Source organism: Nocardiopsis sediminis, assembly GCF_042650565.1.
Classification (GTDB): Bacteria; Actinomycetota; Actinomycetes; order Streptosporangiales; family Streptosporangiaceae; genus Nocardiopsis_B; species Nocardiopsis_B sediminis.
Map to the genome: position 1 here is coordinate 374,117 of NZ_JBHSBH010000008.1, position 25,669 is coordinate 399,785.

Annotated in this window: 23 protein-coding genes; 13 read left to right on the forward strand and 10 right to left on the reverse strand. The window is 73.1% G+C overall.

The features are described from left to right. Positions 1 to 46 precede the first annotated feature (46 nt). From ACFOVU_RS13475 to ACFOVU_RS13485, 3 genes are all read right to left on the reverse strand, one after another. Entirely contained in the window at positions 47 to 796 is a 750-nt protein-coding gene (locus tag ACFOVU_RS13475) for a class I SAM-dependent methyltransferase (RefSeq protein WP_378533432.1), read from the reverse strand. A 92-nt stretch (positions 797 to 888) separates the two neighbouring features. Next, a complete protein-coding gene (locus ACFOVU_RS13480; protein ID WP_378533434.1) occupies positions 889 to 1,362 on the reverse strand; it encodes a MarR family winged helix-turn-helix transcriptional regulator in 474 nt (157 codons plus the stop codon). Beyond that, positions 1,359 to 1,739 carry a hypothetical protein gene (locus ACFOVU_RS13485; protein WP_378533435.1) on the reverse strand — a complete coding sequence of 127 codons (381 nt, stop codon included), beginning with the start codon at positions 1,737 to 1,739 and terminating at the stop codon, positions 1,359 to 1,361. Before ACFOVU_RS13485 ends, ACFOVU_RS13480 begins: the two co-directional genes overlap by 4 nt. Positions 1,740 to 1,930: 191 nt before the next feature. On the opposite strand from ACFOVU_RS13485, the gene ACFOVU_RS13490 reads away from it, so the two are divergent. The 5 genes from ACFOVU_RS13490 (at position 1,931) to ACFOVU_RS13510 (ending at position 7,308) form a co-directional block, all read left to right on the forward strand. Next, positions 1,931 to 2,749: an SDR family NAD(P)-dependent oxidoreductase gene (locus ACFOVU_RS13490; protein WP_378533437.1), complete on the forward strand. Its 819-nt coding sequence runs from the start codon at positions 1,931 to 1,933 to the stop codon at positions 2,747 to 2,749. Positions 2,750 to 2,952: 203 nt separating this feature from the next. Next, entirely contained in the window at positions 2,953 to 5,040 is a 2,088-nt protein-coding gene (locus ACFOVU_RS13495) for an acyltransferase family protein (protein WP_378533439.1), read from the forward strand. 163 nt (positions 5,041 to 5,203) lie between these two features. Beyond that, positions 5,204 to 5,497 (forward strand): YiaA/YiaB family inner membrane protein, encoded by a 294-nt coding sequence (locus ACFOVU_RS13500; RefSeq protein ID WP_378533441.1) that lies wholly within the window; start codon positions 5,204 to 5,206, stop codon positions 5,495 to 5,497. Between the two features lie 194 nt (positions 5,498 to 5,691). Next, on the forward strand, positions 5,692 to 5,874 hold the full coding sequence (locus tag ACFOVU_RS13505) for a hypothetical protein (RefSeq protein ID WP_378533442.1): 183 nt from the start codon (positions 5,692 to 5,694) through the stop codon (positions 5,872 to 5,874). A 399-nt stretch (positions 5,875 to 6,273) separates the two neighbouring features. Continuing rightward, positions 6,274 to 7,308, forward strand: a complete 1,035-nt coding sequence (locus tag ACFOVU_RS13510) for a glycoside hydrolase family 6 protein (protein ID WP_378533444.1) — start codon at positions 6,274 to 6,276, stop codon at positions 7,306 to 7,308. A 106-nt stretch (positions 7,309 to 7,414) separates the two neighbouring features. Here the strand turns inward: ACFOVU_RS13510 and ACFOVU_RS13515 are convergent, their stop codons facing one another. Then, positions 7,415 to 9,409 carry a hypothetical protein gene (locus tag ACFOVU_RS13515; RefSeq protein WP_378533447.1) on the reverse strand — a complete coding sequence of 665 codons (1,995 nt, stop codon included), beginning with the start codon at positions 9,407 to 9,409 and terminating at the stop codon, positions 7,415 to 7,417. 315 nt (positions 9,410 to 9,724) lie between these two features. Here ACFOVU_RS13515 and ACFOVU_RS13520 point away from each other — a divergent pair, with 315 nt between their 5' ends. Together ACFOVU_RS13520 and ACFOVU_RS13525 are read left to right on the forward strand one after the other, a co-directional pair. Beyond that, on the forward strand, positions 9,725 to 10,708 hold the full coding sequence (locus tag ACFOVU_RS13520) for an LLM class flavin-dependent oxidoreductase (protein WP_378533449.1): 984 nt from the start codon (positions 9,725 to 9,727) through the stop codon (positions 10,706 to 10,708). A gap of 124 nt (positions 10,709 to 10,832) precedes the next feature. After that, positions 10,833 to 12,110, forward strand: coding sequence for a haloacid dehalogenase-like hydrolase (locus tag ACFOVU_RS13525; RefSeq protein ID WP_378533451.1), 1,278 nt, complete (start codon positions 10,833 to 10,835; stop codon positions 12,108 to 12,110). A 17-nt stretch (positions 12,111 to 12,127) separates the two neighbouring features. On the opposite strand, the gene nhaC is transcribed toward ACFOVU_RS13525, so the two are convergent. From nhaC to ACFOVU_RS13555, 6 genes are all read right to left on the reverse strand, one after another. Next, the gene (nhaC, locus tag ACFOVU_RS13530; protein ID WP_378533453.1) at positions 12,128 to 13,603 is read right to left on the reverse strand and encodes a Na+/H+ antiporter NhaC; all 1,476 of its coding nucleotides are present in this window, start codon (positions 13,601 to 13,603) and stop codon (positions 12,128 to 12,130) included. A gap of 220 nt (positions 13,604 to 13,823) precedes the next feature. After that, positions 13,824 to 14,573 (reverse strand): SDR family NAD(P)-dependent oxidoreductase, encoded by a 750-nt coding sequence (locus ACFOVU_RS13535; protein WP_378533455.1) that lies wholly within the window; start codon positions 14,571 to 14,573, stop codon positions 13,824 to 13,826. Positions 14,574 to 14,636: 63 nt separating this feature from the next. Next, positions 14,637 to 15,938: a flavin-containing monooxygenase gene (locus ACFOVU_RS13540; protein ID WP_378533457.1), complete on the reverse strand. Its 1,302-nt coding sequence runs from the start codon at positions 15,936 to 15,938 to the stop codon at positions 14,637 to 14,639. Positions 15,939 to 16,045: 107 nt separating this feature from the next. Next, entirely contained in the window at positions 16,046 to 16,990 is a 945-nt protein-coding gene (locus ACFOVU_RS13545; protein ID WP_378533459.1) for a LysR family transcriptional regulator, read from the reverse strand. A gap of 17 nt (positions 16,991 to 17,007) precedes the next feature. Next, on the reverse strand, positions 17,008 to 17,262 hold the full coding sequence (locus ACFOVU_RS13550) for a helix-turn-helix domain-containing protein (protein ID WP_378533461.1): 255 nt from the start codon (positions 17,260 to 17,262) through the stop codon (positions 17,008 to 17,010). Beyond that, positions 17,171 to 17,920 (reverse strand): GntR family transcriptional regulator, encoded by a 750-nt coding sequence (locus ACFOVU_RS13555; RefSeq protein ID WP_378533463.1) that lies wholly within the window; start codon positions 17,918 to 17,920, stop codon positions 17,171 to 17,173. Before ACFOVU_RS13555 ends, ACFOVU_RS13550 begins: the two co-directional genes overlap by 92 nt. Positions 17,921 to 18,049: 129 nt before the next feature. Here ACFOVU_RS13555 and ACFOVU_RS13560 point away from each other — a divergent pair, with 129 nt between their 5' ends. From ACFOVU_RS13560 to manD, 6 genes are all read left to right on the forward strand, one after another. Next, entirely contained in the window at positions 18,050 to 18,358 is a 309-nt protein-coding gene (locus tag ACFOVU_RS13560; RefSeq protein WP_378533465.1) for a hypothetical protein, read from the forward strand. An 84-nt stretch (positions 18,359 to 18,442) separates the two neighbouring features. Then, the gene (gene uxaC / locus ACFOVU_RS13565) at positions 18,443 to 19,846 is read left to right on the forward strand and encodes a glucuronate isomerase (protein WP_378533467.1); all 1,404 of its coding nucleotides are present in this window, start codon (positions 18,443 to 18,445) and stop codon (positions 19,844 to 19,846) included. Beyond that, positions 19,843 to 21,264: a mannitol dehydrogenase family protein gene (locus tag ACFOVU_RS13570; RefSeq protein WP_378533469.1), complete on the forward strand. Its 1,422-nt coding sequence runs from the start codon at positions 19,843 to 19,845 to the stop codon at positions 21,262 to 21,264. Before uxaC ends, ACFOVU_RS13570 begins: the two co-directional genes overlap by 4 nt. A gap of 32 nt (positions 21,265 to 21,296) precedes the next feature. Continuing rightward, positions 21,297 to 22,493 (forward strand): glycoside hydrolase family 1 protein, encoded by a 1,197-nt coding sequence (locus ACFOVU_RS13575; RefSeq protein ID WP_378533471.1) that lies wholly within the window; start codon positions 21,297 to 21,299, stop codon positions 22,491 to 22,493. A 136-nt stretch (positions 22,494 to 22,629) separates the two neighbouring features. Next, on the forward strand, positions 22,630 to 24,429 hold the full coding sequence (gene uidA, locus ACFOVU_RS13580; protein WP_378533473.1) for a beta-glucuronidase: 1,800 nt from the start codon (positions 22,630 to 22,632) through the stop codon (positions 24,427 to 24,429). Then, positions 24,426 to 25,664, forward strand: coding sequence for a D-mannonate dehydratase ManD (gene manD / locus ACFOVU_RS13585; protein ID WP_378533475.1), 1,239 nt, complete (start codon positions 24,426 to 24,428; stop codon positions 25,662 to 25,664). The genes uidA and manD overlap by 4 nt, the downstream gene beginning before the upstream one ends. Positions 25,665 to 25,669: the final 5 nt, after the last annotated feature.

Genomic DNA, 25,669 nt, shown 5'->3' on the forward strand with positions numbered 1-25,669 from the left:
CTGCCCCGCGGCAACGGAATTAACGCCGGCCCGGCCCCGGCCGCCGTCAGCAGCGGACGGCCGTGACGCGCAGGCGCCGGTAGTCGGCCCACCAGGAGCCGTCGCGGTGCAGCTCGGGGCGGAGCCGTGCGTCCAGGGCGGACAGGAACGCCTCGGTGTCGGCCACGCCGGCGAGCAGGTGCGCGCCGAACATGCGCACCCACGCGGCCAGGCCGTCGTCGCCCGAGAGCCGGGTGGGGCGGTCGAACAGCCAGGCGCCGGTCACCTCGAACCCCGCACGCTCCAGGACCGCGGCGTAGCCGGCGATCCCCGGGAAGTACCAGGGGCTCGCGGGCGCGTCCAGACCCTCATGCGCGCGCAGCGCGCGGGCGGCGCCGTCGATGGCCGCGATGTTGCCGCGCCCGCCGAGCTCGGCGACCAGCCGGCCACCGGGCCGCAGGGCGCCGGCCAGCGAGGCGGCGGCCGCGTCGGCTTCGGGGATCCAGTGCAGCACGGCGTTGCTCAGGACGGCGTCGAAGCCGTCGATGGGCCCGAGGTCGCGCAGGTCGGCCACGCGCAGGTCGAGGTCGGGGAAGCGCTCCCGGGCGCGATCGATCATGTCGGGGCTGGCGTCGACCCCGACGACGTCGGCGCCGGACGCGGCCAGGCGGCCGGCGAGGTCGCCCGTCCCGCACCCGGCATCGAGCACCCGCTCGCCCGGCCGCGCGCCGAGCAGGTCCAGGAGGCCGGTGCCCAGGGACGCGACGAACCCGTGGCGGGCATCGTAGAGCTCGGCGTTCCACGTGTGTGCGCTCATGGGGCGAGCCTAGCTCCGCGTCTCAAAGAACGAAACCATGATCTCTGATAATGAGACGGGTGGAGGGTGGTCCCGGCCTCGGTCCGCGGTGATCACGGTTCGAGGGTGTGCGAGCGTTCCATGAGGCGGAGCATCGCCCGGTGGAACTCGTTGCGCTGGCGGGCGGTCCACCCTTCGGTGAGGTGGGCGAACGCCTCCTCCTGCCACCGGTGGGCGTCGCGGAGCAGGGTGCGGCCCCCGGCGGTGACCGACACCTCTCGGCGGCGGGCGTCGGCGGTGGACGGCCTCAGCTCCAGGTGGCCGGCGGCGACGGCGTCCTTCACCAGGCGGGACGCGCCGCTCTGGTCGATGCCGATCTCGCGCGCCACGTCGTTGATCGTCGCGCCGCCGCGGCGGCCCGCGAGGGCGTGCACGGCTTCGGTGACCAGGACGTGGCGGCCGCTCTGCGCGGCCTGCCCGTCGGCCGCGGTGTTCCACCGGCGCGACCAGTGCCGGACGAACGCGAAGAGTGCCTGCCCGGGGCCGGTCTCCGGCGGCCGAGGGGCGTCGGTGACGTCGGTGGTCATTCGGTGGCCGCCATCTCGCGGCAGATGTAGGCCAGCTCCAGGGCCGAGTGGAGGTCGGGCAGCCGCAGAGCGGCGGAGACGCGGTCCCCGGTGGCCCGGAACACGGTGGCCACCCGGGTCGGGCCCGTGCTCTGCGGCCACGCGGCGTCCTGCTCGACGACCATGAGGCGGTCGCTGATGGGATGCCAGGTCCGCGGGGTCAGGGTGATGCCGGACCGCGTCACCCAGTCGGCGAAGTCGGCGGGGCTGATCGGGCCCGCGCCCTTGGGGCCCAGGACGACGATCGGGTCGCTGACGGCTGCCTCGGTCCGGGCGGGGTGTCCGTCGTTCACGGCCGCGTGCCACTGGTTCACGGCGGATTCCAGGGAAGGTTCCATGCCGAAAGTATATGCAATTCGCATGTATTTCTTTCCGTGGCCCCGACACTCACCGGGTATCGGCACCATCCCGGCCCGCAGCGAATAGGGTCGACGGAACACCGGTGGCCGGACCCGGCCGCCGCGGGGGAGCGCCCGGCGGGCGGTGCCGGAGGCGGGGGAGTGAGGACGCCGAGATGATGATGAGGGGCATGACCGTGCTGATCACCGGGGCGACCGACGGCCTCGGACGGCACACCGCCAACCGGCTCGCCGCCCTCGGGGCGCACGTCATCGTGCACGGCCGCAACCCCGAGCGCGCGGCGCGGGTGGCTGAGGAGATCGCCGCCGCGGGCGGAAGCGCCGACGTCGTGCTCGCCGACCTCGCCGACCTGCGCGCCGTCAACCGGCTCGCCGACGAGGTACTGGCCTCCTACGAGCGGCTGGACGTGCTGGTCAACAACGCCGGCGTCGGCTTCGGCCGCCCCGGAGACGCACGTGAGGAGAGCGCCGACGGCATCGAACTGCGGTTCGCCGTCAACCACCTCGCCGGCCTCCTGCTGGCCAGACGGCTGCGCCCCCTCCTGGCCGGCTCCGCCCCGGCGCGGGTGGTCAACGTCGCCTCCATCGGGCAGCAGGAGATCGACTTCGCCGACCCGATGTTCCACGAGGGCTACGACGGCGTCTCCGCCTACCGAAGAAGCAAGCTCGCCCAGATCATGACCACCTTCGACCTCGCCGACGAGTTCGCCCCCGACCGGATCACCGTCACCGCCCTGCACCCGGCCACGCTCATGGACACCGCCATGGTCGGCGACGCCCAACGGCAGCCGCAGAGCACCGTGGACGAGGGCGGCGACGCGCTGCTGCACCTGGTGACCGCGCCCGAAGCCGAGATCGGCACCGGCCGCTACTACGACGGCCAGACGGAGTCCCGCGCGAACCCCCAGGCCTACGATCCCGATGCCCGCGCCCGGTTGCGCGACCTCTCCGCGGAGCTGATCGCCGGGGCGCTGGGCAGGTCCGTGTGAGCCCGCCGGGGGCGCCCCGCCAGGCCCGGCAGGCGACTAACATCCCAACGTCATATGACTTTCTGGGAGAATGCTCAGAAATGTCGGCTGCGTGACTTGTTCATAACGACGCCATCACGGCAACATAGGGGTTTCCGGTCCTGGGCGCCCGTGCCGTCCGGGGATTCGGACCCTACGCCCTGTCCCACCCGTGCCGTCTGGAAATGCGCTCCGTGACGACAGATACCCGTTCCGCATCCGCCGCCGCCGCTTCGCCGGCGGCCGCCGCCCAACGCCGATTCTTCCCCGAGGTCCAGGGCCTGCGCGCGGTCGCCGTCGTGCTCGTCCTCATCTACCACGTCGACAAGGACCTGATCCCCGGCGGCTACGCCGGTGTCGACGTGTTCTTCGTGATCTCCGGGTTCCTCATCACGACACTGCTGCTGCGCGAGGCGCGCGACCAGGGGCGGGTCTCCATCGCCCGCTTCTACGTCCGCCGCATCCGGCGCATCCTCCCCGCGGCCACGCTCGTGCTGCTGGTCACCGGAGCGGCGGCGTTCGCCCTGCTGCCCTCGCCCCGCCTGCTCGACACAGCGGGCCAGCTCATCGCCAGCGCCGCCTACGTGGAGAACCTCTACCTCGCCCAGCAGGCCGTCGACTACCTCGCGGCCGAGGCCGCGGCCAGCCCCGTGCAGCACTACTGGTCGCTCGCCGTGGAGGAGCAGTTCTACCTGGTGTGGCCGCTGCTGTTCGTGGGCTGGGCCGCGCTGGGGCGGCGCGGCCGCGGCGGCCACCGCGTCATCCTGGCGGCCACGGCGGCGGTGCTGGCGGTGTCCTTCGCCTGCTCCGTGCTGCTGACCGCCTCCGACCCGCAGGCGGCCTACTTCCTGCCGCAGACCCGGATGTGGGAGCTGGCGGTCGGCGGTGTCCTCGCCATCGCCCTCAGCCGGTGGGGGCTGCCCGCCCGGATGCGCTGGGCCCTGGGCTGGGCCGGACTCGGCGCCATCCTCGTGGCCGTCTTCACCTACGACGACGCCACCGCCTTCCCCGGCATGGCGGCGGCCCTGCCCGTACTGGGCGCCGCCGCGGTCATCGCCGCGGGCGAGAGCGGAACCCCCTGGTCGTCCTACGGCCTGCTCAGCACCGCCCCCGCCCGCTTCATCGGCGACATCTCCTACGCGCTGTACCTCTGGCACTGGCCGGTGATCGTCTTCACCCTCAGCCTCACCGAGAGCACCTCCCTGACCCCGCTCGGCGGCGTGGGCGTGATCCTCCTGTCTCTGGCCCTGGCCTGGGCGACCAAGATCTGCGTCGAGGACCCCGTCCGTGACGGCGGCCTGCTGCGCGCCGGCCGCAGCGCCGCCGCCTTCGCGATGGCCGCCACCCTCATCGTCACCGCTGTGGGCGGCGGCCAGTACCTGCGCGTCCAGTGGCTGCGGGCGGTCGAGTTCGACCCCGACGTGCACGTGGGCCCGCTGGCCCTCAGCGAGGACACCCCCGAGGGCGACCCCAGCGAACCCGTCTACCCCTCCCCGGTGGCCGTCGAGGACGACCTGCCCAGCGTCTACGCCGACGACTGCCAGGCGCCCAACCGCGCGCTCACCCCGCAGTCGTGCGAGTACGGCCCCGACGAGAGCGAGGCCGCGGCCACGGTCGCCATCGTCGGCGACTCCCACGCCGCCCATTGGGTGCCCGCGCTGCGCGCGGTCGCCGCCGAGCGCGACTGGCGCGTCCTCACCTACACCAAGTCCTCCTGCCCCTTCAGCGACACCCTGATCGAGGAGAAGGACAGCGCCTATCCGCAGTGCCCCGAGTGGAACACCGCCGTGACCGAGGAGCTGACCGAGGAGGTCCGGCCCGACGCCGTCTTCACCAGCTCTCACGCCGACGCCAGCGCCTTCGGTGCCGGATCGGAGGAGGAGAGCAAGGAGGAGATCGCCGCGGGCATGGCGCGCCTGTGGGGCGAGCTGGAGGACGCCGGCAGCGAGGTCGTGGCCATCCGCGACAACCCGGGGATGGAGGCCCGCCCCGCCGAATGCGTGGCCCGCCACGACTCCGCCCGCGACATGTGCACCCGGCCGCGCGACGAGGCCTTCTCCCACGAGGACCCGCAGCTCAGAGCGGCCGAGGAGCCGGGCAACTCCGCCCAGGTCGTTGACCTCACGGAGGGCTTCTGCACCGACGAGTCCTGCCCGGTGGTGGTCGGCAACGTGCTGGCCTACCGCGACAGCCACCACCTCACCGCCACCTACTCCGAGCTGCTGGGGCCGCTGCTGGCCCGCAAGACCGACGACCTCCTGGAGGGCTCCTGAGCCTTGTGCCCGGGCTCGTCGCCCGGGGCCGGGAGACGACCGTCCGGCCCCGGGGTGCGGGCCCGTGTGCGTAGGGCCGCCGAGTCCTCCTGAGTGAAACCGGCCACCGGGACCGGGTACGCGTACTCAGGCGCGCGGGCGCGGCGGGCACGAGCATGGCGGTATGAGCACACCACCGGTCCGCGCAACGACCACACCCGGGTTCTTCGTCCAGTCCGTCCTGTCCTTCGGCATCTCCGTGGCCGGCGTCTTCGTCGGCACCGTCTACCTCCCGGTCGACCCCTGGATGCGGGCCTTCGTCGCCCTGGGGCTCCTCTACGTGGTGACGTCGGCTTTCACTCTGGCCAAGTGCATCCGCGACCGGCAGGAGGAGTCCGCGGTGACCAGCCGCGTCGACCAGGCCCGCCTCGACCGCCTCATCGCCGAGCACGACCCGTTCCGCCTGGAGGACGCCTGATCTGCGGGGGAGCGCGTGTTCCCGGTGCCCGGCCGGGCACCGGGAACGGCGCGTCCTGACGGAAGTCCGTCCGGCTGTTCCCGAAAGGCCGTTTCCGGCCTGGCCGGATACGGCGGGCGGTTTCCCCTACCGGGCCCGGGGCGGCCGGTCTACGGTCGGACCGACCGGGGGACCACGTCCGAAAGGGGACCGAGATGATGTGGAAACGCGCCGCGCTGGTGGTGGGGGCGGCCCTGCTGGGCATCGGGGTGTCCGCCCCCGCCTACGCAGCCGACCTCAACGTCACCGGGGACAACCACGTCTATGGCGCCGGGGACATCTACCCCAAGAGCCTCGGCGACAACTGGGGCACCGGCTTCGGGAGCGTCTGGGGCTGACGGTGGTCGGCGGCGGCCCGGGACATCCTCCGGGCCCCGCCCTCCGTCCGGGAACGAACGCATATGGGAGCGCTCCCAATTCGCTCATATGCGTCCGGCCGTGCGAAGGGCGGGGGCAGTGCGGCTTATGGGGAGTCGCACCGGCCGCCAGTGTGGCCCGCGACACCTCTTCTCGTCAATACCTCGTGCAACCCCCCGTTTACAGAACGGCTCCGGTGGCGTAACGTGCGTGCTGGATGTGGGAGCGCTCCCAGGCGAGTTCGCACTCGCCGACCACGGCGGTTCGCCGCCGTCCCCCGCCCGGTTCCCCCCGACCCGCGCCGTCCGCCCGCAGCCCCCAGGGCCGGCCGCAACCACCCCCGTGCGGCGCCGGGCTGACCGCGCCCGCCAAGGAGTGCCGTGACCACCACCGACACCACCCCCGCCGGACACCCGCCCCTACACCCCCACACCGCCCCGCGGCGGCGCACCCCCCGGCCGCTGCGCCGGACCGCCGCCGCGGCCGCCGTCCTCCTGCTCGGCACCGGCCTCGCCGTAGGCGCCGCGGCGCCCGCCTCGGCCGCCGACCTGCCCGACGACACCGTGTTCTTCGCCGACCCCGAATCCCAGGTCGCCCAGTGGGTCGCCGCCAACCCCGGCGACGACCGCCGCCCCGTGATCGAGGAGCGCATCGCCGCCCACGCCCAGGGCATCTGGTTCTCCAACTACGAGCCCGAGACCGTCACGCAGGACGTGCAACGGGTCACCGACGCCGCAGCCCAGGCCGGCGAGGTCCCCGCGCTCGTCGCCTACCAGCTGCCCAACCGCGACTGCGGCGGCGCCTCGGCGGGCGGCGCCCCCGACATCCCCGCCTACAACGCCTGGATCGACGGCTTCGCCGCCGGCCTGGGCGAGGACCCCGTGCTCGTCGTGCTCGAACCCGACTCCCTGGCGCTGATCTCCTGCCTGGACGACCAGGAGCTCGCCGAGCGCAACGGCGCCCTCGCCCGCGCCGCCGGGGTCATCCACGACGCCAACCCGCAGGCCCGCGTCTACCTCGACGCCGGGCACTCGGCGTGGAACGACGCCGAGGAACAGGCCCAGCGGCTCCGTGCCGCCGGTGTCACCGAGGACGCCGACGGCATCTACACCAACGTCTCCAACTACCGCCACACCGACGACGAGCGCGCCTTCGCCACCGCGGTGCTCGCCCAGCTCGGCGACCCCGACCTGCGCGCCGTCGTCGACACCAGCCGCAACGGCAACGGCCCCGCGGCCGACGGCGAGTGGTGCGACCCCGCCGGCCGGGCGGTCGGCGAGCCGCCCACCGCCGCCACCGGCGACGCCCTGATCGACGCCTATCTGTGGGTCAAGCCCCCGGGCGAGGTCGACGGCTGCGCCGGCCCCGCGGGCAGCTTCTCGCCCGACTACGCCTACGGCCTGGCCACCAACTGATCCGCACCGCACCGGCCACCGCCCCGCGCGACCACGGCCGTTGCCCCGAACGGTGCTCCCCCACGCGATGGGGGAGCACCTCTATCCCCTCCGCCACGGTCGGCGATCAGTAGTCGTCGTCCCCGCGGGGGAAGACGGACTCGTACTCCTCGGCGAAGACCTCCATGGGTGTCCTGCCGCCGAGGCCGTCGAGCGGGGTGCCCATCGCCTCGAAGATGCCGGTGCGCAGCAGGTTCTCGCGGGCCGCCGTCAGTTCGTCGCCCTTGAGGGGCTTGCCCCTGGCGTCGAACATCGAGGGGTCGTCGGCGTGCTCCTCGGCGTAGCCGAGCGCCTCGCGGTAGACGTCGCGCAGTACCGGGTCGGCGACGTGCGCCGGGTCGACGCCCTCGATCTCCAGCGTCCGCACCGACGCCAGGTACGCCTCTTCGTGGGCGCGTCGCGACGCCTCCACGTACTCGCTGAGGTCGCCGCGGTTCCATTCGCCGCGGCGGTCCCGGGTGATGCCGCGCAACCCGTCGTCGGCCACCCGGTTGTAGCCCCGGTCGTCCAGGATGAGCGCCTGGGCGACCGCCGCCGACAGCTCGGCGTCGCTGTTGTAGGCGCCGCGGTCCACCCGCAGCACGGGCCGGCCGGTCTCGGGGTCGGTGTTGGCGTGGTCGATGTACGGAGAGCCGTGCCCCTCGTAGTCGATCACCGGCTCGGTCCGGCGCCACAGGTCGGCGATGCGGTCGGGGCCGAAGGTGCCCCGACCCGTTCCGGGCATGTTCCCGATGGTGTCGGTCACCGCGGCCGTGCGGGCGTTGTCCTGCGCGCGCAGCAGCGACACCTCGGCGGTGTCGGCCGCGTCCTCCAGGAGGCTCCGGCGCTGCGGGTCCTCCTCGTTGTCGGCCTGGCGGCGCAGGTCGGCGGCGATCGTCTCGGCCTGGCGCGCCTTGCGCTGCGCGGTGCGCACCCGGCCCCGGTCGGCGGCGGTCCCCGCCTCGTCGGCCAGCTCCGTCAGCTGCTCCAGCCGGTCGGCCACCCGCCGCCCCTTGCGGGTGGCGAAGAAGTCGCGCCGCTCCTGCTCGCGGGCGACGATGTCCTCCAGCGACCGGTCGCCGGTCACCCCGATGTCGCGGGCGAGCTGCTCGGCGGCGTCGCAGCCGCCGCCGTCGGCGAGGACCAGGCCTGCGGCCGGTGCCGCGACGGCCATGGGGACCGCCCCGCTGCCGCCCGGCCGGCCGGGGCCGGGGGCGGGGGCGGCGATCGGGCAGCCGGCGGCATCGGCCCGTTCGCGCAGGTCCTCGACCTTGTCCTCCAGCGACTCGATGGCCTCGTCGGCGGCGTCGAGGTCACCGTGCTCGGCCGCGTCGCGCGCATCGGCGAGGTCGGCGCGGACGTCCCCGGCCGAGGGGAGGTCGGGCAGGTCCTTCTTGCCGATGTGCTTGAACGCCTTGAACAAGCCGCCGATCGCCGCCGGAAGCCCGTAGGCGATCGCCTTGCCCGGCCCGCCCTCGCGCCAGTTCTCCACGAACGGCTCGGTGAACCCGTCCCACATCTGCTCCGCGGTGGTCAGCGGGCTCTGCCGGAAGACCTGCCCGATGGCGGACCAGTTCTCGCGGAACCCGTCGTGGGAGCACAGGTGGGCCAGGCACGCAGCCGAGGCGACGCCGTCCCAGAGGTCGCGGCCGCCCTGCGCGAAGCCGCCGCCGATCTTGCAGGCGACGTCGAAGACCTTCCCGCAGTCCCACGTGTAGTCGCCGCGGTCCTCGAATTCGAACCACTCCTCGTCCTCGGGCGGCATCCACTGCCCGAATTCGCCGCGCCGCTCCTGCTCCGCGGGGCGCGGCAGGTCCTCCAGAGGGACCAGCCACTCCGCGCCGTCGCCGGCACCCGTCACGCTCTGCGTCGCGCCGCCACCCGGGCGGTCCTGAGGGTCGGCGCAGTCGGCGGAGCCGAGGTTCTCCACGGTGCACAGGGCGGTGCCGAGGCTCTGCTCGACGCGTCCCGGCAGGCCCGCGCCCGCGACGACGACGGCGACGAGCCCCGCGACCAGCAGGATGATGGCGGCGTACTCGGGCAGGGACGCGCCGCGTTCGGGGGCATGGATGCGGTGCAGCATCGGTGATCGGCTCCGGTGGGACGCCGGCGCCCGGGGCAGGGCCGGGCACGGTGGGGGGCTGCGGCGCGGCCGCCGCCACGACGACGGACAGGCCGCCAACGTATGCCGCCGCGCCTCCGGGCGTCATGGGCCCGTGGGCCCAAGATCAGCGGCCCGCGCCCGGGCGCCCGCCCCGTGGCGCCGACGGAGTGGCCCCGCCGGGCGGCGGCGGAAATAAGCGGGGCCGCGGTCCGGTTGGGCAAAGGGTGACCCAGGTCGGTCCGGCCCGCCGGGTACGCGCCGATCCCGCCCCATCCCGATGAAAGGCCGCTGCCCGTGTCCCTCCCCATCTCGATCCTGGATCTGGCGCACATCGCCGAAGGCGGCACCGCGCGGGACAGCCTCGACACCAGCCTGGCCATGGCCCGCAGCGCCGACGAGCTGGGCTACCGCCGCATCTGGTACGCCGAGCACCACAACATGGCGACCATCGCGTCCTCGGCCACCAGCGTCCTCATCGCCCACATCGCGGCGAACACGACCCGGATCCGGCTGGGAGCGGGCGGCGTCATGCTGCCCAACCACGCCCCGCTCACCATCGCCGAGCAGTTCGGCACCCTGGAGACCCTGCACCCCGGGCGGATCGACCTCGGGCTGGGCCGCGCGCCGGGCAGCGACCAGAACACGATGCGGGCCCTGCGCCGCGACCCCTCCTCGGCCGACAACTTCCCCCAGGACGTGCTGGAGCTCCAGGGCTACCTGACCGGCAACTCGCGCATCCCGGGCGTCGACGCGACCCCGGGCAAGGGCACCAACGTCCCGCTCTACATCCTCGGGTCGTCGCTGTTCGGCGCCAAGCTCGCCGCCGCCCTCGGCCTGCCCTACTCCTTCGCCTCCCACTTCGCGCCCAATGCGCTGGAGGACGCGGTCGCCGCCTACCGGCGCGAGTTCACCCCCTCCGAGCAGCTCCAGGAGCCCTACGTCATCGCCGGCGTCAACGTCACGGCGGCCGAGACCACCGCTGAGGCCAAGGAGCAGGCGCACCTGGCCCGGCGCCGCATGGCCGCCCAGCTGCTGGCGCGCGGCCGCACGCTCACCCCCGAGGAGGCCGACGCGGCGCTGGAGTCGCCCGCCGGGCGGCAGGTGATGCAGATGGCCACCTACTCCGCCGTCGGCGACCCGGGCGAGGTCAAGGACTACCTCGACCGCTTCGCCGAGCACGCCCGCGCCGACGAGCTGATCATCGCGCCCCAGGCCGGGACCGTCGAGGCGCGGCTGCGCACCCTCGAACTCGTCGCCGCCACCGCCGACGGGGCGTGACGGCTGCGGGCGTGTCCTATGCGACCGGTATGCGCCGAAGATGTAGGTTGCGGCTACGGCGGACGGCGGCGCGCACCGGACACGCCCCCGGCCCTCGCCCGACGGCGACAGGAGGCCCATCCCGATGCGCACCCGACCGCTTCGCGCCGCAGCCACCCTGGCCGCGGCACTGGCCTTCACCGCCGCGGCACCCCTGGGCGCCGTCTCCGCCGCCGACACGCTCGCGGCCGAGGGCCGCTGCCCGCGGCTGTCGGTCGGCCTGCCCTGGTACGGCGACAACCGCGAGGACCTCCAGCGCGTGATCGACGAGCGGGGCCGCTGCACCGACCCCGGCGGGCGCCCCGTCGCCGCGTTCGACTGGGACAACACCGTCACCAAGAACGACGTCACCGACGCCACCCTGGCCTGGGCCCTCCACAACGACAAGATCCTGCGGCCGGAGCGCTGGAGCGACGTCAGCGCCTGGCTCACCCCGGCCGCCGACCGCGCCCTGACCGATGCGTGCGGAACGGAGGTGCCCGTCGGCGAACCCCTGCCGACCTCCACCAATACCCGCTGCACCGACGAGATCTTCGAGATCCGCGAGAACGCGGCGACCATGGACGGCGACCCCGCCTTCGCGGGGGAGTGGGACCACCGCCGCACGGTCCCCGAATACGCCTGGGTCCCCCAGCTGTTCGCCGGGCACACCCCCGACCAGCTGGCCTCCTACGCCTCCGCCGCCCGCGAGCGCGCCCTCGCGGCGCCGGTGGGCAGCACGCTGACCGTCGGGACCCACACCATCCCCGGCTACGTGCGCTACTACCCCCAGCAGCGCGACCTCATCCGCACCCTGCACCGCGCCGGGTTCGAGGTCTACATCGTCTCCGCGGGCTCCGAACCGGTGACCCGGGTATGGTCGGCCGGGGTCGGGATCGACGCCGAGCACACCATCGCCATCCGCAGCGTGCTCGACGACCGCGGCCGCATCACCGTCCGCAACGAGGGCTGCGGCGGCACCCCCGACAGCCAGGGCGCCGACATCCCCTACATCGAGGGCAAGCGGTGCTGGGTCAACCAGGAGATCTTCGGGGTCGAGGGCCCCGCCGCCTGGGAGCGGCAGGACCCCGCGAACCGGATCGCCCTGGGCAGCGGCGACGCCGACACCGACGTGTCCTTCGTCGCCGACGCCACCGATGCCCGCCTCGTCCTCAACCGCAACCGCGACGAGATCATGTGCCGCGCCTACGACGACGCCGACGGCCGCTGGCTCATCAACCCCATGTTCATCGAGCCGCTGGACCGCAAGACCGATCCCTACCCCTGCGCAACCGCCGGCTATACCCGACCCGACGGCACCCTGGGCCCGGTCCTGCGCGACGACGGCTCGGTCATCCCCGACCAGCAGGACACCGTGTACTGACCCGGCGCGGCGCGTCCTCAGGCCGGGGCGGCCTCAGTGGATGCCCGGTCGGGGGCGGTGGCCGGGGCATCCGGCAGCCGGCGCACGGTCCAGCCGGTGACCGCGACCACCAGCGACATCACCACCGAGAAGATCCCGAAGAAGTAGAACGGCAGGTAGGCGAGCGTGGCGACGCCCAGCGTGCCCGCGATGAACACGCCCCCGCTGCTCCACGGGAAGGTCGGGTCGTTGACGGTGCCGGTGTCCTCCAGTACCCGCGACAGGTTGCGCGGATCGAGGTGGAACTTCGCGTAGAGCGGGGCCAGCAGGGTGCCCGCCATCACCGCCGCGAAACTGAACGAGGCGCCCAGCGCGATGAGCAGCGGCACCAGGATCACGCTGGTGACCATGAGCCGTCGCTGCGTGGTGACCAGGCGCATGAACGGGCGGATCAGGCTCAGGATCATCCCCGAGTGGTTGAGCAGCCCCGCCATCCCCACCGCGAACATGAACAGGGCGACGGTCCCCAGCATGGACTCGATCCCGCCGCCGCTCACCAGCTCGTCGACCAGCCCGAAGCCGCTGTCGAGGGTGAACCCCGAATACAGGATCGCCGCGACCGAGGTCACCGACTCCCCCTGGTAGACCACGGCCACCGCCGACCCCGCGAGCGCCCCCAGGAAGATCGAGGGGAACGCCGGCCGGCGCAGCACGAGCAGGACGATCACCACGGCGACCGGTAGGAACGCCGGCAGGCCGAGGCGGAAGTTCTCCTCCAGCGCGGCCGTGATCGCCGCCGCCTCGCCGGCAGGGGCGCCTCCGGCGGCCTGGCCCACCCCGATCACGGTGAACACGCCCGCTGCGAGGACGATCGCGGGCACGGTGGTCCACATCATGTGCCGGATGTGGGCGATCAGGTCGACACCGACCAGCGCCGCATTGAGGTTGGTGCTGTCGGAGAACGGCGACATCTTGTCGCCGAAGTAGGCGCCGCTGACGATCGCGCCCGCCGTCAGGGCCATCGGGTACCCCAAGCCCTCGCCGACGCCGATCATCGCCACACCGACCGTCCCGATCGTCCCCCACGAGGTCCCCGTTGCCAGCGACACCAGCATGCAGATCAGCAGGGTCACCGGCAGGAACGCGGCGGGCGAGACGATCAGCAGCCCCACGCGCACCAGCGCCGGGATCGTCCCGGCCGCCGCCCACGAGCTGATGAGGGCGCCCACCGCCACCAGGATCATGATCAGGCCCAGGACGTTGCGCACGGAGTCGAAGGCCATCGCCTGCGTCCGCTCGAAGTCGTGGCCCAGCCGCATCACCAGGGGGATCAGGGCGACGATGCAAATGAACAGCAGCAGCTGGATCTGCGCCTGAAACGCGAGGCTGCCGATGAGCAGGATCGCGACGATCATCAGGACGGCGGAGAGCGCGTACCGGAACGTCGGCTCGCGCCCCGCGCCCGTATCGGCGCCGGGGGTGCCGGGCGCGGCCGGCTCTGTGTGGGTCTGCACTGTCGTCGTACCACCTTGGGATCGGCGCGGCCGCGGGGCCGCGTCCGGGGGTGCACCGTCGCACCCCCGGAACCACTTCGACGGATCGGCCAAGGTGGACGCCACACCAAGAACCGGTGAGCCCAGCATGAACGCGACCTTCGTCACAGGTCCACGCCGGATTTCCGAGGCTTGCCCAAGGCTCAGCCTATGGCTGCGCACCGTGACCCCGCCGTGCGGCTCAGCGCAGGGCCGCGCCGCCCGCGATCAGCAGGGTCTCCCCGGTCATGTAGCCGTTGTCGGGGGAGACGAGGGTCAGCACCCACTCGGCTATCTCCTCGGGCGCGGCCGCGCGCTTGAGCGGGACGCCCTGGAGCGCCTCGGCCATCCGGTCGTTGCCCCGGGTCCCCGGGGTGTCCACCCAGCCCGGGGCGACCGCGTTCACCCGCACGCCCTCGCCGGCCAGCTCCAGGGCCAGCGTCTTGGTCAGCGACACCACCGCGGCCTTGGAGGCGCTGTAGAGGAGCTGGCCGGGGGAGACGGTGAAGGCGTCGGCCGACGCGAAGTTGACGACGCTCGCGCCCAGGCCGTGGGCGCGGGCCGCCTCGACCGCCTCGGCGGTCACGTTGACCGTGCCCAGCACGTTCACGTCGAAGATCGACCGGTAGGTCGCAGGCGTGTAGTCGGCGAGAGTGGTGGGCGGGTAGATGCCGGCGGTGTTGACCACGGCGCGCAGTGGTGGCGCCTGCGACAGGGCCGCCAGCGCGTCGGCCACCTGCCCGCGGTCGGTGACGTCGGCGGCGCGCGGCAGGAAGCGGGGGCCGTGTGCGGCCGCCCGCTCCTCCAACGCCGATCGGTCCAGGTCCAGGGCGAGCACGGTCCAGCCCTCGGCCACCAGGCGGGCGGCAACGGCCAGGCCCATGCCGCTGGCGGCGCCGGTGACCACGGCGGTGGACACTCCCGGGACGACGCGGAGCGGGGTCTCGTTCATTCGGCGGTTCCTTGTCTTCGGTGGGGTGTGCAGGCGGGGCCGGGGGCGGCGGGGGCGGGGCGCTCAGTGGCGCCGCGCGGCGCGCTCCAGGCGGGCGGCGAAGGCGTGGGCGCGGTCCATGTCGGCCAGCCAGTGGCGGCGGATGAGGTCGACCCGGTCGTCCTGGGGCAGCACGCGCTGCGCGGCCTCCGACAGCCGCAGCCCAGGTCCAGGCGCTCTCTCGTGCAGGCCGATGAAGCGGGTGACCAGCTCCATCTGGGCGCTGTACACGGGGAACTGGGGCCCGCGCGGGGCGGCGAGGCCGACGAAGTAGAGCCGTTCCAGCCCCACCGGCAGGGTGCCTCCGGCGGTGCGCAGCGGTACCCGCCCGCTGCGGGTGAGCAGCTCCTCGGCCAGGAATGGGAAGGAGATGTCGAACCCGGTCGCCCAGATGACGGTGTCGAATTCCCGCCGGGTGCCGTCGGCGAAGGCGACCTCGCGGCCGCTGATGCGCTCGATCGCGGGGACGGCGGTGATGCGGCCGTGGTGCAGCCAGTACAGGAGCTGGTTGTTGACCACCGGCGGGTTGCGGTCCAGGTGCCGGTCGGCGGGGGCCGGGAGGCCCGGGTAGTCCTCGGGTGCGCCGAGGCTCACCCCGATCAGCGCCCGGGCCACGCGCTCTTGGAGGGCGGCCGGCAGGCGCACCAGCCACGGGATCTCGGCCCGCGGCCGGCCCAGGAGCGTCTTGGGCTGGAACATCTGCCCGTCGCGCACGCAGATGGCGGTCGTGAACCGCGCCTGGGCGGCATCCACGGCGATGTCGCACCCGGAGTTGCCCGAGCCGACGACCAGTACCCGGTCGCCCTTGATGTCCCCGGTGTTGAGGTAGCCGGAGGAGTGCACCGAGTGGCCGGTGAAGTCGCCGGCGACCGGCGGGACCGAGGGGTCCCACAGGTGGCCGTTGGCGACGATCACCCCGTCGAAGACGCCCTCGTCCCCCCGCGAGGTGTGCACGCGCCAGCCCGTGCGCCCGTTGCCGTCCAGCGGCTCCACCGCGGTCACCGGGGTGCTCAGCACGATGGACTCGGTGAGCCGGTGGTGCTCGGCGTAGCCGACCAGGTAGTCGCGCACCTGGTCGCGGTGGGGGAATAGCGGGTAGTCCCCGGGCATCGGCCGGTCGGGGAACCCCGACGACCCCCGCGGCGTGATCAGGTGCAGCGCCTCGTAGTCGGTATGCCAGTGCCCGCCGACCCTGTCGGTGGCCTCGAAGCCCACCACGTCGGCGCCCTGTTCGCGCAGCGACTTCACCGCGGCCAGCCCGGCCGCGCCCGCGCCGATGACGCAGTAGCGCCCCCCTGTGCCCAGGGGCGTTGTTGCTGAGGACATGGTGCGGCTCTCCCTCACCCGGTTCGTTCGCTCGGTCGTGGTGAAGTATCCGGGCGCGGTCCGGGGCCGGTGAAGAGCCGATCACCGTAGGAGGGGAGAGGGTGAGCCTATGGCTGGGCGCGCCGAGCGGGGCGCACCCGCTCGGCGCCCATGGGCAGCGGCCCGTTGAGGTGGTCGTGGATCATCCGCATCAGCTCCAGGGTGGCCGCCGAGGGGCGCGCGCCCTTGCGGGTCACGAAGCTGTAGGTCTCGTACAGGGGCGGCTCGAACCGGGACCAGGAGAGCGCGCCGGTGAAGCCGAGGCTGTCGGCCGCGGGCAGGGAGACCACGGTGTCGGCGACACCGCGGGCCGCCAGCTCCAGCGCCGCCTTCTGGAACTCCACCTCGATCGTGGGCTCCAGGGGCACCCCGGCCTTCTGGGAGCGTTCGCGCAGCTGGCGGCGGATGGGGTCGGTGTCGCTCCACCGCACCTCCGACAGCACCAGCGGCCGCGTGGCCAGGAGCTCGATGGTCATCGGCGCGGTGGTGCGCTCAGGGTCGCGGCTCAGGTACACGACCTCGTGTGTCATCACGGGGGGCCGCACGTCCAGCTCGCGGTCGTCGATGGGCAGCTGGACCAGGCCCGCCTCCAGATCACCTTCGCGTACGGCGTCGGCGACCTCCTGGGAGTTGAGGCCGAGGAAGCGCAGCCGCACCGCCGGGTAGCGGCGGCGGAACTCCTCGATGACGTCGGCCAGGAAGAACTGGAAGGCGGTGCTGAAGGTGCCGAACGAGGCCAGGCCGCCTTCCAGGGCCTGGATCTCGCGCACCGAGCTGCGGGCGTTCTCGAAGAGGGTGAGGGCCTGCTCGGCGTGGGGGAGCAGGGCCCGGCCGGCCTCGGTCAGCCGCAGCCGCCGGTTGGTGCGGATGAACACGGGGGCGCCCAGTTCTCGTTCGAGCCGGCGGATCTGCTCCGACAGGCTCGGCTGGGAGATGTAGAGCGCCTCGGCCGCCGCCGACAGCGAGCCATGACGCACCGCAGCCACGAAGTAGTGCATCTGCTGGAGCGTCATTCCCCCATGGTAGGAGGTCAGGCGGCGGTGCCCGGTTCCAGGCGGTGGGACCTGCGGTAGGCGGCCGGGGGCAGTCCGACCTCGCGGCGGAAGACGGCGCGGAAGTTCGCGGCCGTGCCGAAGCCCGCCGCCGCGGCGATGCGCTCGATGGGCCGGTCGGAGCCCTTGATTGAGCGTCGGTCAGCCGAGCGGCGGTTCGACGTCGTATTCGTGGGTGACGATGTGCCCGGGAGGGCACACCCATTCGCGGTACTCCACTGCCCCCTTGCCATCCGACCACACCGACGCTCCGGCCAGGATCGGTGCGCCGACCCGCAGATTCAGATGTCCGGCCTCGCGTTCGTCGGCGGCTCGCCCCTCGACGGCGTCAGTGCCGCGCGTGGCGACGCGGCCGGTCGATCGGGCGATGGCCCTCAAGCCGTTGACCAGGCGCGGTTCCAGGAGTTCCGGAGTGGTCTGGAACGCCCACGGCGCCGCCCACGAGACCGAGAGCCGGACGGGCGTGTCACCCCGGTAGGTCACGGCCTCGCGGCGGCTCGCCTTGCGTCCGCCGCTTTCGTCGGGCTCGATTCCCAGCAGGTCGGCCACGTAAGCGGGCGCGTCGACGATGTCGGCGCTGAGGACTTCGACGGCGTCGCTGTCGGCCGAGCCGGTGGGTTCGGCGATGACGTCGCGTCCGCCCTGGGCGGCGCGCATGGGGGCGACGTGGGTGCCGTGTGGCCGGGAGACGGTGACGAGTTTCTCCGCGCGCAAGGTCTCGATCGCCCGCTGCGCAGTCCGCTGGGAGACCTCCCACTTCTCCACGATGGCGGTGATCGACGGCAAGCGGTCGCCGGGTGAGAGTTCGCCGCGGGTGATCCGGTCGCGGTAATGGTCGGCGATCTGTGCGTACAGGGGGCGCTCGGGTCCCCGGTCGAGCCTGTCGTGCACGGGTGGTCCTTCTGTTCGGTCGCGCTTCCTGTCTCCGCTGAAGTATAGAGTATCTATACCTGGTATCTATACCTAGCATTAATGCGTGGTATAGTTAGCTCCTCGTTGGAGCCCTATCAAGGAGGCCGCATGCCCCCGACGATGGAACTCACCACTACCACGATCCAGGTCGTCAAGGGCGGAAATCCCGACGACGACGAGCTGGGTATCCGGCTCAGTGACGTTCGGAGTCCTATCGGGTCCTCCTACTCCGGGATGCCGTGTGCCTGTGGCCGCACCTATCTGCTGTACCGGCTATGGGAGGACCTGAAGCAGTACGACCTCTTCTCGCGCGGGACCGACCTTTGGCTGCGTGCCGTGGACGGTGACGACGCGCCACCCCTTCCCGCTGGTGCTGCGGTGATCGACCAGCGCACGGTCATGCTCGGGATCGGATGACCCGTTCCCGCCCGGGCGGGGCCCGCGAGACCGCGTATGGCAATCGATTGACAAAACGTGGTTCCGCGGGCTCCAATGGGGTCCATGCTCGGCCTGCGAAGAACTCACCCCGACCGGCTCCTGCCCGTCGAACCGGACACGCGGGCGATCGCGAGGGACCTCTACCACCGCGTCGCCGAGCGCCGGATCATCTCCCCGCACGGCCACGTCGACCCCGCGCTCCTGCGGTCCGACGCGCCGTTCGAGGATCCGGCCGAACTCTTCATCGTCCACGACCACTACGTCACCCGCCTGCTCCACGCCGCGGGGGCCGACCTCGCCTCGCTGGGGATCGGCCCCGGCGCCCCCAAGGGCGGATCCCGCGAGATCTGGCGGACGCTCGCCGAGCACTGGCACGTCTTCGCCGGGACCGCCACCGGCTACTGGCTGGAGGAGGAGCTGTCGGGGGTCCTCGGCATCGAGGAGGAGCTCGGGCCGCAGACCGCCGACCGCATCTACGACGAGATCTGCGAGCGGCTCGCGCAGCCCGCCTTCCGGCCCCGCGCGCTGTTCGAGCGCTTCGGGATCGAGGTGCTGGCCACCACCGACGACCCCCTCGACGACCTCGGCCACCACCGCGCACTCCGCGAATCCGGCCTGCCCGGCCGCATCGTCCCCACCTTCCGCCCCGACGCCTACCTCGACCCCTCCCAGCCCGGCTTCACCGCCCGGGTGGAGCGGCTGCTCGCCGCCACCGGCGCGCCCGCCACCTTCGCCGGCTACCTGGCCGCCCTCGAATCGCGCCGGGCCCACTTCATCGCGCACGGCGCTGTCTCGGCCGACCACGGCGTCGTCGAACCCCTCACCGCCGACCTCGACCCCGGCGAGGCCGAACGCCTGTTCCGGGCCGTCCTCTCCGGCGCCGCCGATCCGGCTCAACAGCGCGCGTTCCTGGCGCACATGCTCTTCCAGATGGCGCGCATGAGCGTCGACGACGGCCTGGTGATGACGGTCCACGCCGGCGTCCACCGCAACCACAGCCGCCCCACCCTGGAGCGCTTCGGGGCGGACACCGGGCACGACATCCCGCTGCCCACCACGTTCACCGAGGGCCTGCGCCCTCTCCTGGAACGGTTCGGTCTCCGCCGCGACCTGCACATCGTGCTGTTCACCGTCGACGAGACGACCTTCTCGCGCGAGCTGGCCCCGCTGGCCGGCTTCTACCCCGCGGTCTACGTGGGCGCACCGTGGTGGTTCCTCGACGCCCCCGACGCGATCGCCCGCTTCCGCTCGGCCGTCACCGAGACCGCCGGCTTCTACCGCACATCGGGGTTCATCGACGACACCCGCGCCTTCCTGTCCATCCCCGCCCGCCACGACACCGCCCGCCGGGCCGACGCCGCCTTCCTCGCCCGGCTGGTCCGGCAGGGCCGGCTGTCGCTGCCGCGCGCCGAGCGGATCGCCGACGACCTCGTCGACGCCATCCCGCGGGCGGTGTTCAAGCTATGAGCACGGTCCTGCCCGCCGCCCGCCTCTCCCGGGCCGCCCTGCGCGCCGCGGGCCACGCCGTTCCCGCGCCGCCGGTGCGCATCGTCCACCTCGGCATCGGCGCGTTCGCCCGCTCCCACCAGGCCGCCTACACCGCCCACGCCGCCGATGCCGCCGGCTGGGGGATCGCGGGCTTCACCGGGCGCGGCAGCGGGGCGGCCGACCGCCTCGCCGCGCAGGACGGGCTCTACACGCTGGTCGAACGCGGCCCGGCGGGCGACCGCACCGAGATCGTCCCCAACCTCGTCGCCGTGTACCCGGGCCAGCGCACCGACGCGCTCGCAGCGGCGCTGCGCGCCCCCGGGACCGCGGTCGTGACCATCACCATCACCGAGAGCGGCTACCGGGTCCGCGCCGACGGCGGTCCCGACACCGACGACCCCGTGGTGCGCGCGGACATCGCCGCCCTGCGCGCGGCCGGGGCCGGGGGCAGCGGTGCCGGGGCCCGGCCGGTGACCCCGCTGGCCCGCCTGCTGCTGGGCCTGGAGGCGCGGCGCCGCGCCGGTGCGCCGCCCCTGGCGGTCGTCTCGTGCGACAACCTCCCCGACAACGGCGGTCTCCTGCACCGCGCCCTGGCCGGGCTCGCCGAGGAGGCCGCGCCGGACCTCGCCGCCTGGGTGGACGGCGCGGTCTCCTGCGTCTCCACCTCCGTCGACCGGATCACGCCGCGGATCGGGCCGCACGAGGTCGGTGAGATCGCGGCGGCGACCGGATGGAACGACGCGGCGCCCGTGGTCGCCGAGCCGTTCGCCGACTGGACCCTCTGCGGCGACTTCCCGGCCGGCCGCCCCGACTGGGAGAGCGCCGGCGCCCGGTTCGTCGGCGACATCGGACCCTATGAGGCCCGCAAGCTCTGGCTGCTCAACGGCGCCCACACGCTGCTCGCCTCCCTGGGCTCCCTGCGCGGCCACCGGACGGTCGCCGACGCGATCGCCGACCCCGCCTGCCGGGCCGCGGTCGAGCGGCTGTGGGACGACGCCGTGCGCCACCTGCCCGGCGGCCTGGGACTGCCCGCCTACCGCCGCGCCCTCATCGAGAGGTTCGCCAACCGGCGCATCGAGCACCCGCTCGCCCAGATCGCCGACGACGCGCTCACCAAGCTGCGCCTGCGCGTGGTCCCGGTGGCCGAGCGCGAGCGCGCCCGCGCCCGGCCCGCGTCGGGCTGCGTCCTGCCCGTGGCGGCCTGGATCGCCGCGGTGATGGCGGACCCCGCGGCCGGCGGACCGGCCTCCGCCGAGATCGCGCGCGCCCTGGCCGCACCGTCCCCGCCCACCGCCCTGCTCACCCTCCTCAGCCCGGCCCTGGCCGGCGACGATGACTTCCGCCGCCGGGTGGAGGACGCACTGCGCCGCCTGCCCGCCGGCCGCCCCCACGGCTGAAACCCGCCCCCGAAGAGAAGGGACCCCCGACGATGACCCCCCTGCCGCCCGGCTTCCTCTGGGGCGCCGCCACCGCGCCGCACCAGGTCGAGGGCAACAACGTCAACAGCGACTGGTGGGCCCGCGAAGGGCACATGCCCGGGATGGAGCGCAGCGGCGACGCCATCGACAGCTATCACCGCTACCCCGAGGACATGCGCCTGCTGGCCGAGGCCGGGCTCACCGCCTACCGCTTCGGCATCGAGTGGGCGCGCATCGAACCGGTCCCCGGCCACATCTCCCGGGCCGAGCTGGCGCACTACCGCCGGATGATCGACACCGCCCTCGGGCTCGGGCTCACCCCCGTGGTCACGCTCCACCACTTCACCGTCCCGCGCTGGTTCGCCGAGGAGGGCGGCTGGACGGGCGACCGGGCCATCGAGCGCTTCCGGGCCTACGTCACGGCCGTCACGGGCATCCTCGGGGACGTCGGGTGGGTGGCCACCATGAACGAGCCCAACATGCTCGCCATGATGACGACCCTGGAGATCGCGATGCGGTCGGGCCAGGCCGGCGACTGGCAGAGCCCCACCGTGGACGAAGGGCCCCGGCCGCCGCTCCCGCCGCCCGATCCCAAGGTCGGCGCCCGCCTGGCGGAGGCCCACCACGCGGTGCGCGATATCGTCCGCGAACGCACGGACGCCGCCGTGGGCTGGACGGTCGCCAGCCGGGCGTTCGTCGCGCGCCCCGGCGGAGAGGCGAAGCTGCGCGAGCTCGAGTACATCTGGGAGGACCTCTACCTGGAGGGCGCGCGCGGCGACGACTTCGTGGGCGTGCAGTCCTATTCGAGCCAGTGGGTGACGGCCGAGGGCATCGAGCCCTACCCGCCGCACCCCGACAACACGCTCGTCGGCACGGCTTACCGGCCCGACGCCATCGGCATCGCCCTGCGGCACACGTGGGAGGCGACCGGCGGCATCCCCCTGCTCGTCACCGAGAACGGCATCGCCACGGGCGACGACACCCGGCGCATCGCCTACACCGCCGAAGCGCTGCGGCACGTGTCCGCGGCGCTGGAGGACGGAATCGACGTGCGCGGATACCTGCACTGGAGCGCGCTCGACAACTACGAGTGGGGGCACTGGGAGCCGACGTTCGGGCTCATCGCCGTCGACCGCGAGACGTTCGAGCGCCATCCGAAGCCGAGCCTCGCGTGGCTGGGCGGCGTCGCCCGGCGCGGCGGCCTCTGACGCCTAGGGCGTGCATCCAGGGAATTCGCAACGCTCCCGAAACATCTTTTGGCAATCGCTTGCCAAATCTCGCTCCGCCGTGTTTCCCTCGGACCACTCCGGGCCGCCCCCGCACCGCCGCGTAGGAGGAGCCGCAATGCTCAAGCCCCGACCCACCGCCACCCGCGAGCTGGTCAGCCTGGACGGGATCTGGCGGTTCGCCGTGGACGACGAGGCCGAGGCCGCGCCGTGGAGCGGCCCGCTCCCGGGCACGCTGGAGGCCGCCGTACCGGCGAGCTACAACGACCTCTTCGCCGACCAGGCGATCCGCGACCACGTCGGCCGCGTCTGGTACCAGCGCGACGTGCGCGTCCCCCGCGGCTGGGCGGGGGAGCGCATCTTCGTCCGCCTCGACGCCGCCACCCACGCGGGCAGCGTCTACATCGGCGACGCCCTCGTCGCCGAGCACACCGGCGGCCACACCCCTTTCGAAGCCGATATCACCGGCCACGTCGAGGCGGGGGAGGCCTTCCGGCTGACCGTGGCGGTCGACAACCGGCTGACCGATACCACGCTGCCGCCGGGCACCGTCACCGTGGCCCAGGACGGCTGCCGCGCCCAGACCTACCTGCACGACTTCTACAACTACGCGGGTCTCACCCGCTCGGTGTGGCTCCACAGCGCCCCCGCCCTGCGGATCGCCGACGTCACCGTCGTCACGGGCGTCGACGGCACCGCCGGAACCGTCGACTACACCGTCACCACCACCGGCGACGCCGACGTCGTGGTCCGCGTGCTCGATGCCGCGGGCGCCGAGGTCGCCACCGGCGCGGGGCCGGCCGGCCGCCTGCGCATCGCGGACGCGACCCTCTGGCGGCCCGGAGCGCCCTACCTCTACGACCTCGTCGCCGAGGTGCACGACGGCGGCACCGTCGTCGACAGCTACCCTCAGCCCTTCGGGGTGCGCACCGTCGAGGTCCGGGGAACCGAGTTCCTCATCAACGGCGAACCGTTCTACTTCACCGGCTTCGGCAAGCACGAGGACACCCCGGTGCGGGGCAGGGGCCACGACGACGCCTACCTCGTCCACGACTTCCAGCTGCTGGACTGGGCCGGCGCCAACTCCTTCCGCACCTCGCACTACCCCTACGCCGAGGAGGTGCTGGACTTCGCCGACCGGCACGGGATCGTCGTCATCGACGAGACCGCCGCGGTGGGGCTCAACCTCGCCGTCACCGGCGGCCTCACCGGGCAGGGCGCACAACCGACGTTCTCGCCCGAGACCTTCGGCGAGCAGACCCGGGCGGCCCACGCCGCGCACCTGCGCGAGCTGGTCGCCCGCGATAAGAACCACGCCAGCGTCGTCATGTGGTGCCTGGCCAACGAGCCGGCCTCGCACGAGCCGGGCGCGCGCGAGTACTTCGAACCGCTCATCTCGCTGGCACGCGAACTCGACCCCACCCGGCCGGTCACCATCGCCACGGTCATCTTCGCGACCTCCGAGAACGACCGCATCGCCGACCTGATCGACGTGGTCTGCCTCAACCGCTACTACGGCTGGTACGTCGCCACCGGCGACCTCGCCGCCGCCGAAGCCTATCTGGAGCAGGACCTGCGCGCCTGGGCCGGGAAGTTCGCCAAGCCGGTCATCATGACCGAGTACGGCGCCGACACCCTGCCGGGCGCCCATTCGATCTGGGACGCGCCCTGGACCGAGGAGTACCAGCAGGCCCTCCTGGCCATGTACCACCGCGTCTTCGACCGCGTCCCCGAGGTCGTCGGCGAGCACGTGTGGAACTTCGCCGACTTCCAGACCTCCAACGGCATCCACCGGGTGGAGGGCAACCGCAAGGGCGTCTTCACCCGCGACCGGCGCCCCAAGGCGGCCGCCCGCGCACTCCGCGAGCGCTGGAGGCGCATCGGCGGCCGCAAACCGACCAGCGAGGAAACCCAATGATCATCGACCGCGCCGACGTCGTCGTCACCAGCCCCGACCGCAACTTCGTCACCCTCAGGCTCACCACCGACGACGGCCTCACCGGGCTGGGCGACGCCACGCTCAACGGCCGCGAGCTCGCCGTGGTGGCCTACCTCCAGGACCACGTCGTCCCGCTGCTGATCGGCCGCGACGCATCGCGCATCGAGGACACCTGGCAGTTCCTCTACCGCGGCGCCTACTGGCGCCGCGGCCCCGTCACGATGGCCGCCATCGCCGCCGTCGACACGGCGCTGTGGGACATCAAGGGTAAGGCCGCCGGCATGCCCGTCTACCAGCTGCTCGGCGGCGCCTCCCGCGACGGGCTGCTCGCCTACGGCCACGCCTCCGGCAAGGACCTCGAGGAGCTGTTCGACAGCGTCCGCGCCCACCAGGAGCAGGGCTACCGCGCCATCCGGATCCAGACCGGCGTGCCCGGGCTCAACTCCATCTACGGCATCGCCTCCAACGCCACCTCCGCCGCCAACACCGGGGTGCGCTACGACCACGAGCCCGCCCAGCGCGGCGCCCTGCCCAACCAGGAGGACTGGGACACCCGCGCCTACCTGCGCCACGTGCCCGGGGTGTTCGAAGCCGTCCGCAACGAGTTCGGCCCCGAGCTCCCGCTGCTGCACGACGCCCACCACCGGCTCACCCCCGTCCAGGCCGCGCAGCTCGGAAAGTCGCTCGAACCCTACGACCTGTTCTGGCTGGAGGACGTCACCCCCGCCGAGAACCAGGAGGCGCTGCGGCTCGTGCGCCACCACACGACGACACCGCTGGCCATCGGCGAGGTCTTCAACACCGTCTGGGACTACCAGCAGATCATCCGCGAGCAGCTCATCGACTACGTGCGCAGCGCGGTCACCCACACCGGCGGCATCAGCCACCTCAAGAAGGTGCTGGACTACGCCGCCCAGTACCAGATCAAGTCCGGCATGCACGGCCCCACCGACATCTCGCCCGTCGGCATGGCGGCCGCGATGCACCTCGGCCTGGCCATCCACAACTTCGGCATCCAGGAGTACATGCGCCACGGCGCGGCCACCGACGCCGTCTTCCGGCAGTCCTTCACCTGGCGCGACGGCCACCTCCACCCCGGCGATGAGCCCGGGCTCGGTGTCGAACTCGACCTCGACGAGGCCGGACGGCATCCCTACGTCCGCGCCTATCTCCCCTACAACCGGCTCGCCGACGGCACCGTCCACGACTGGTGACGTGC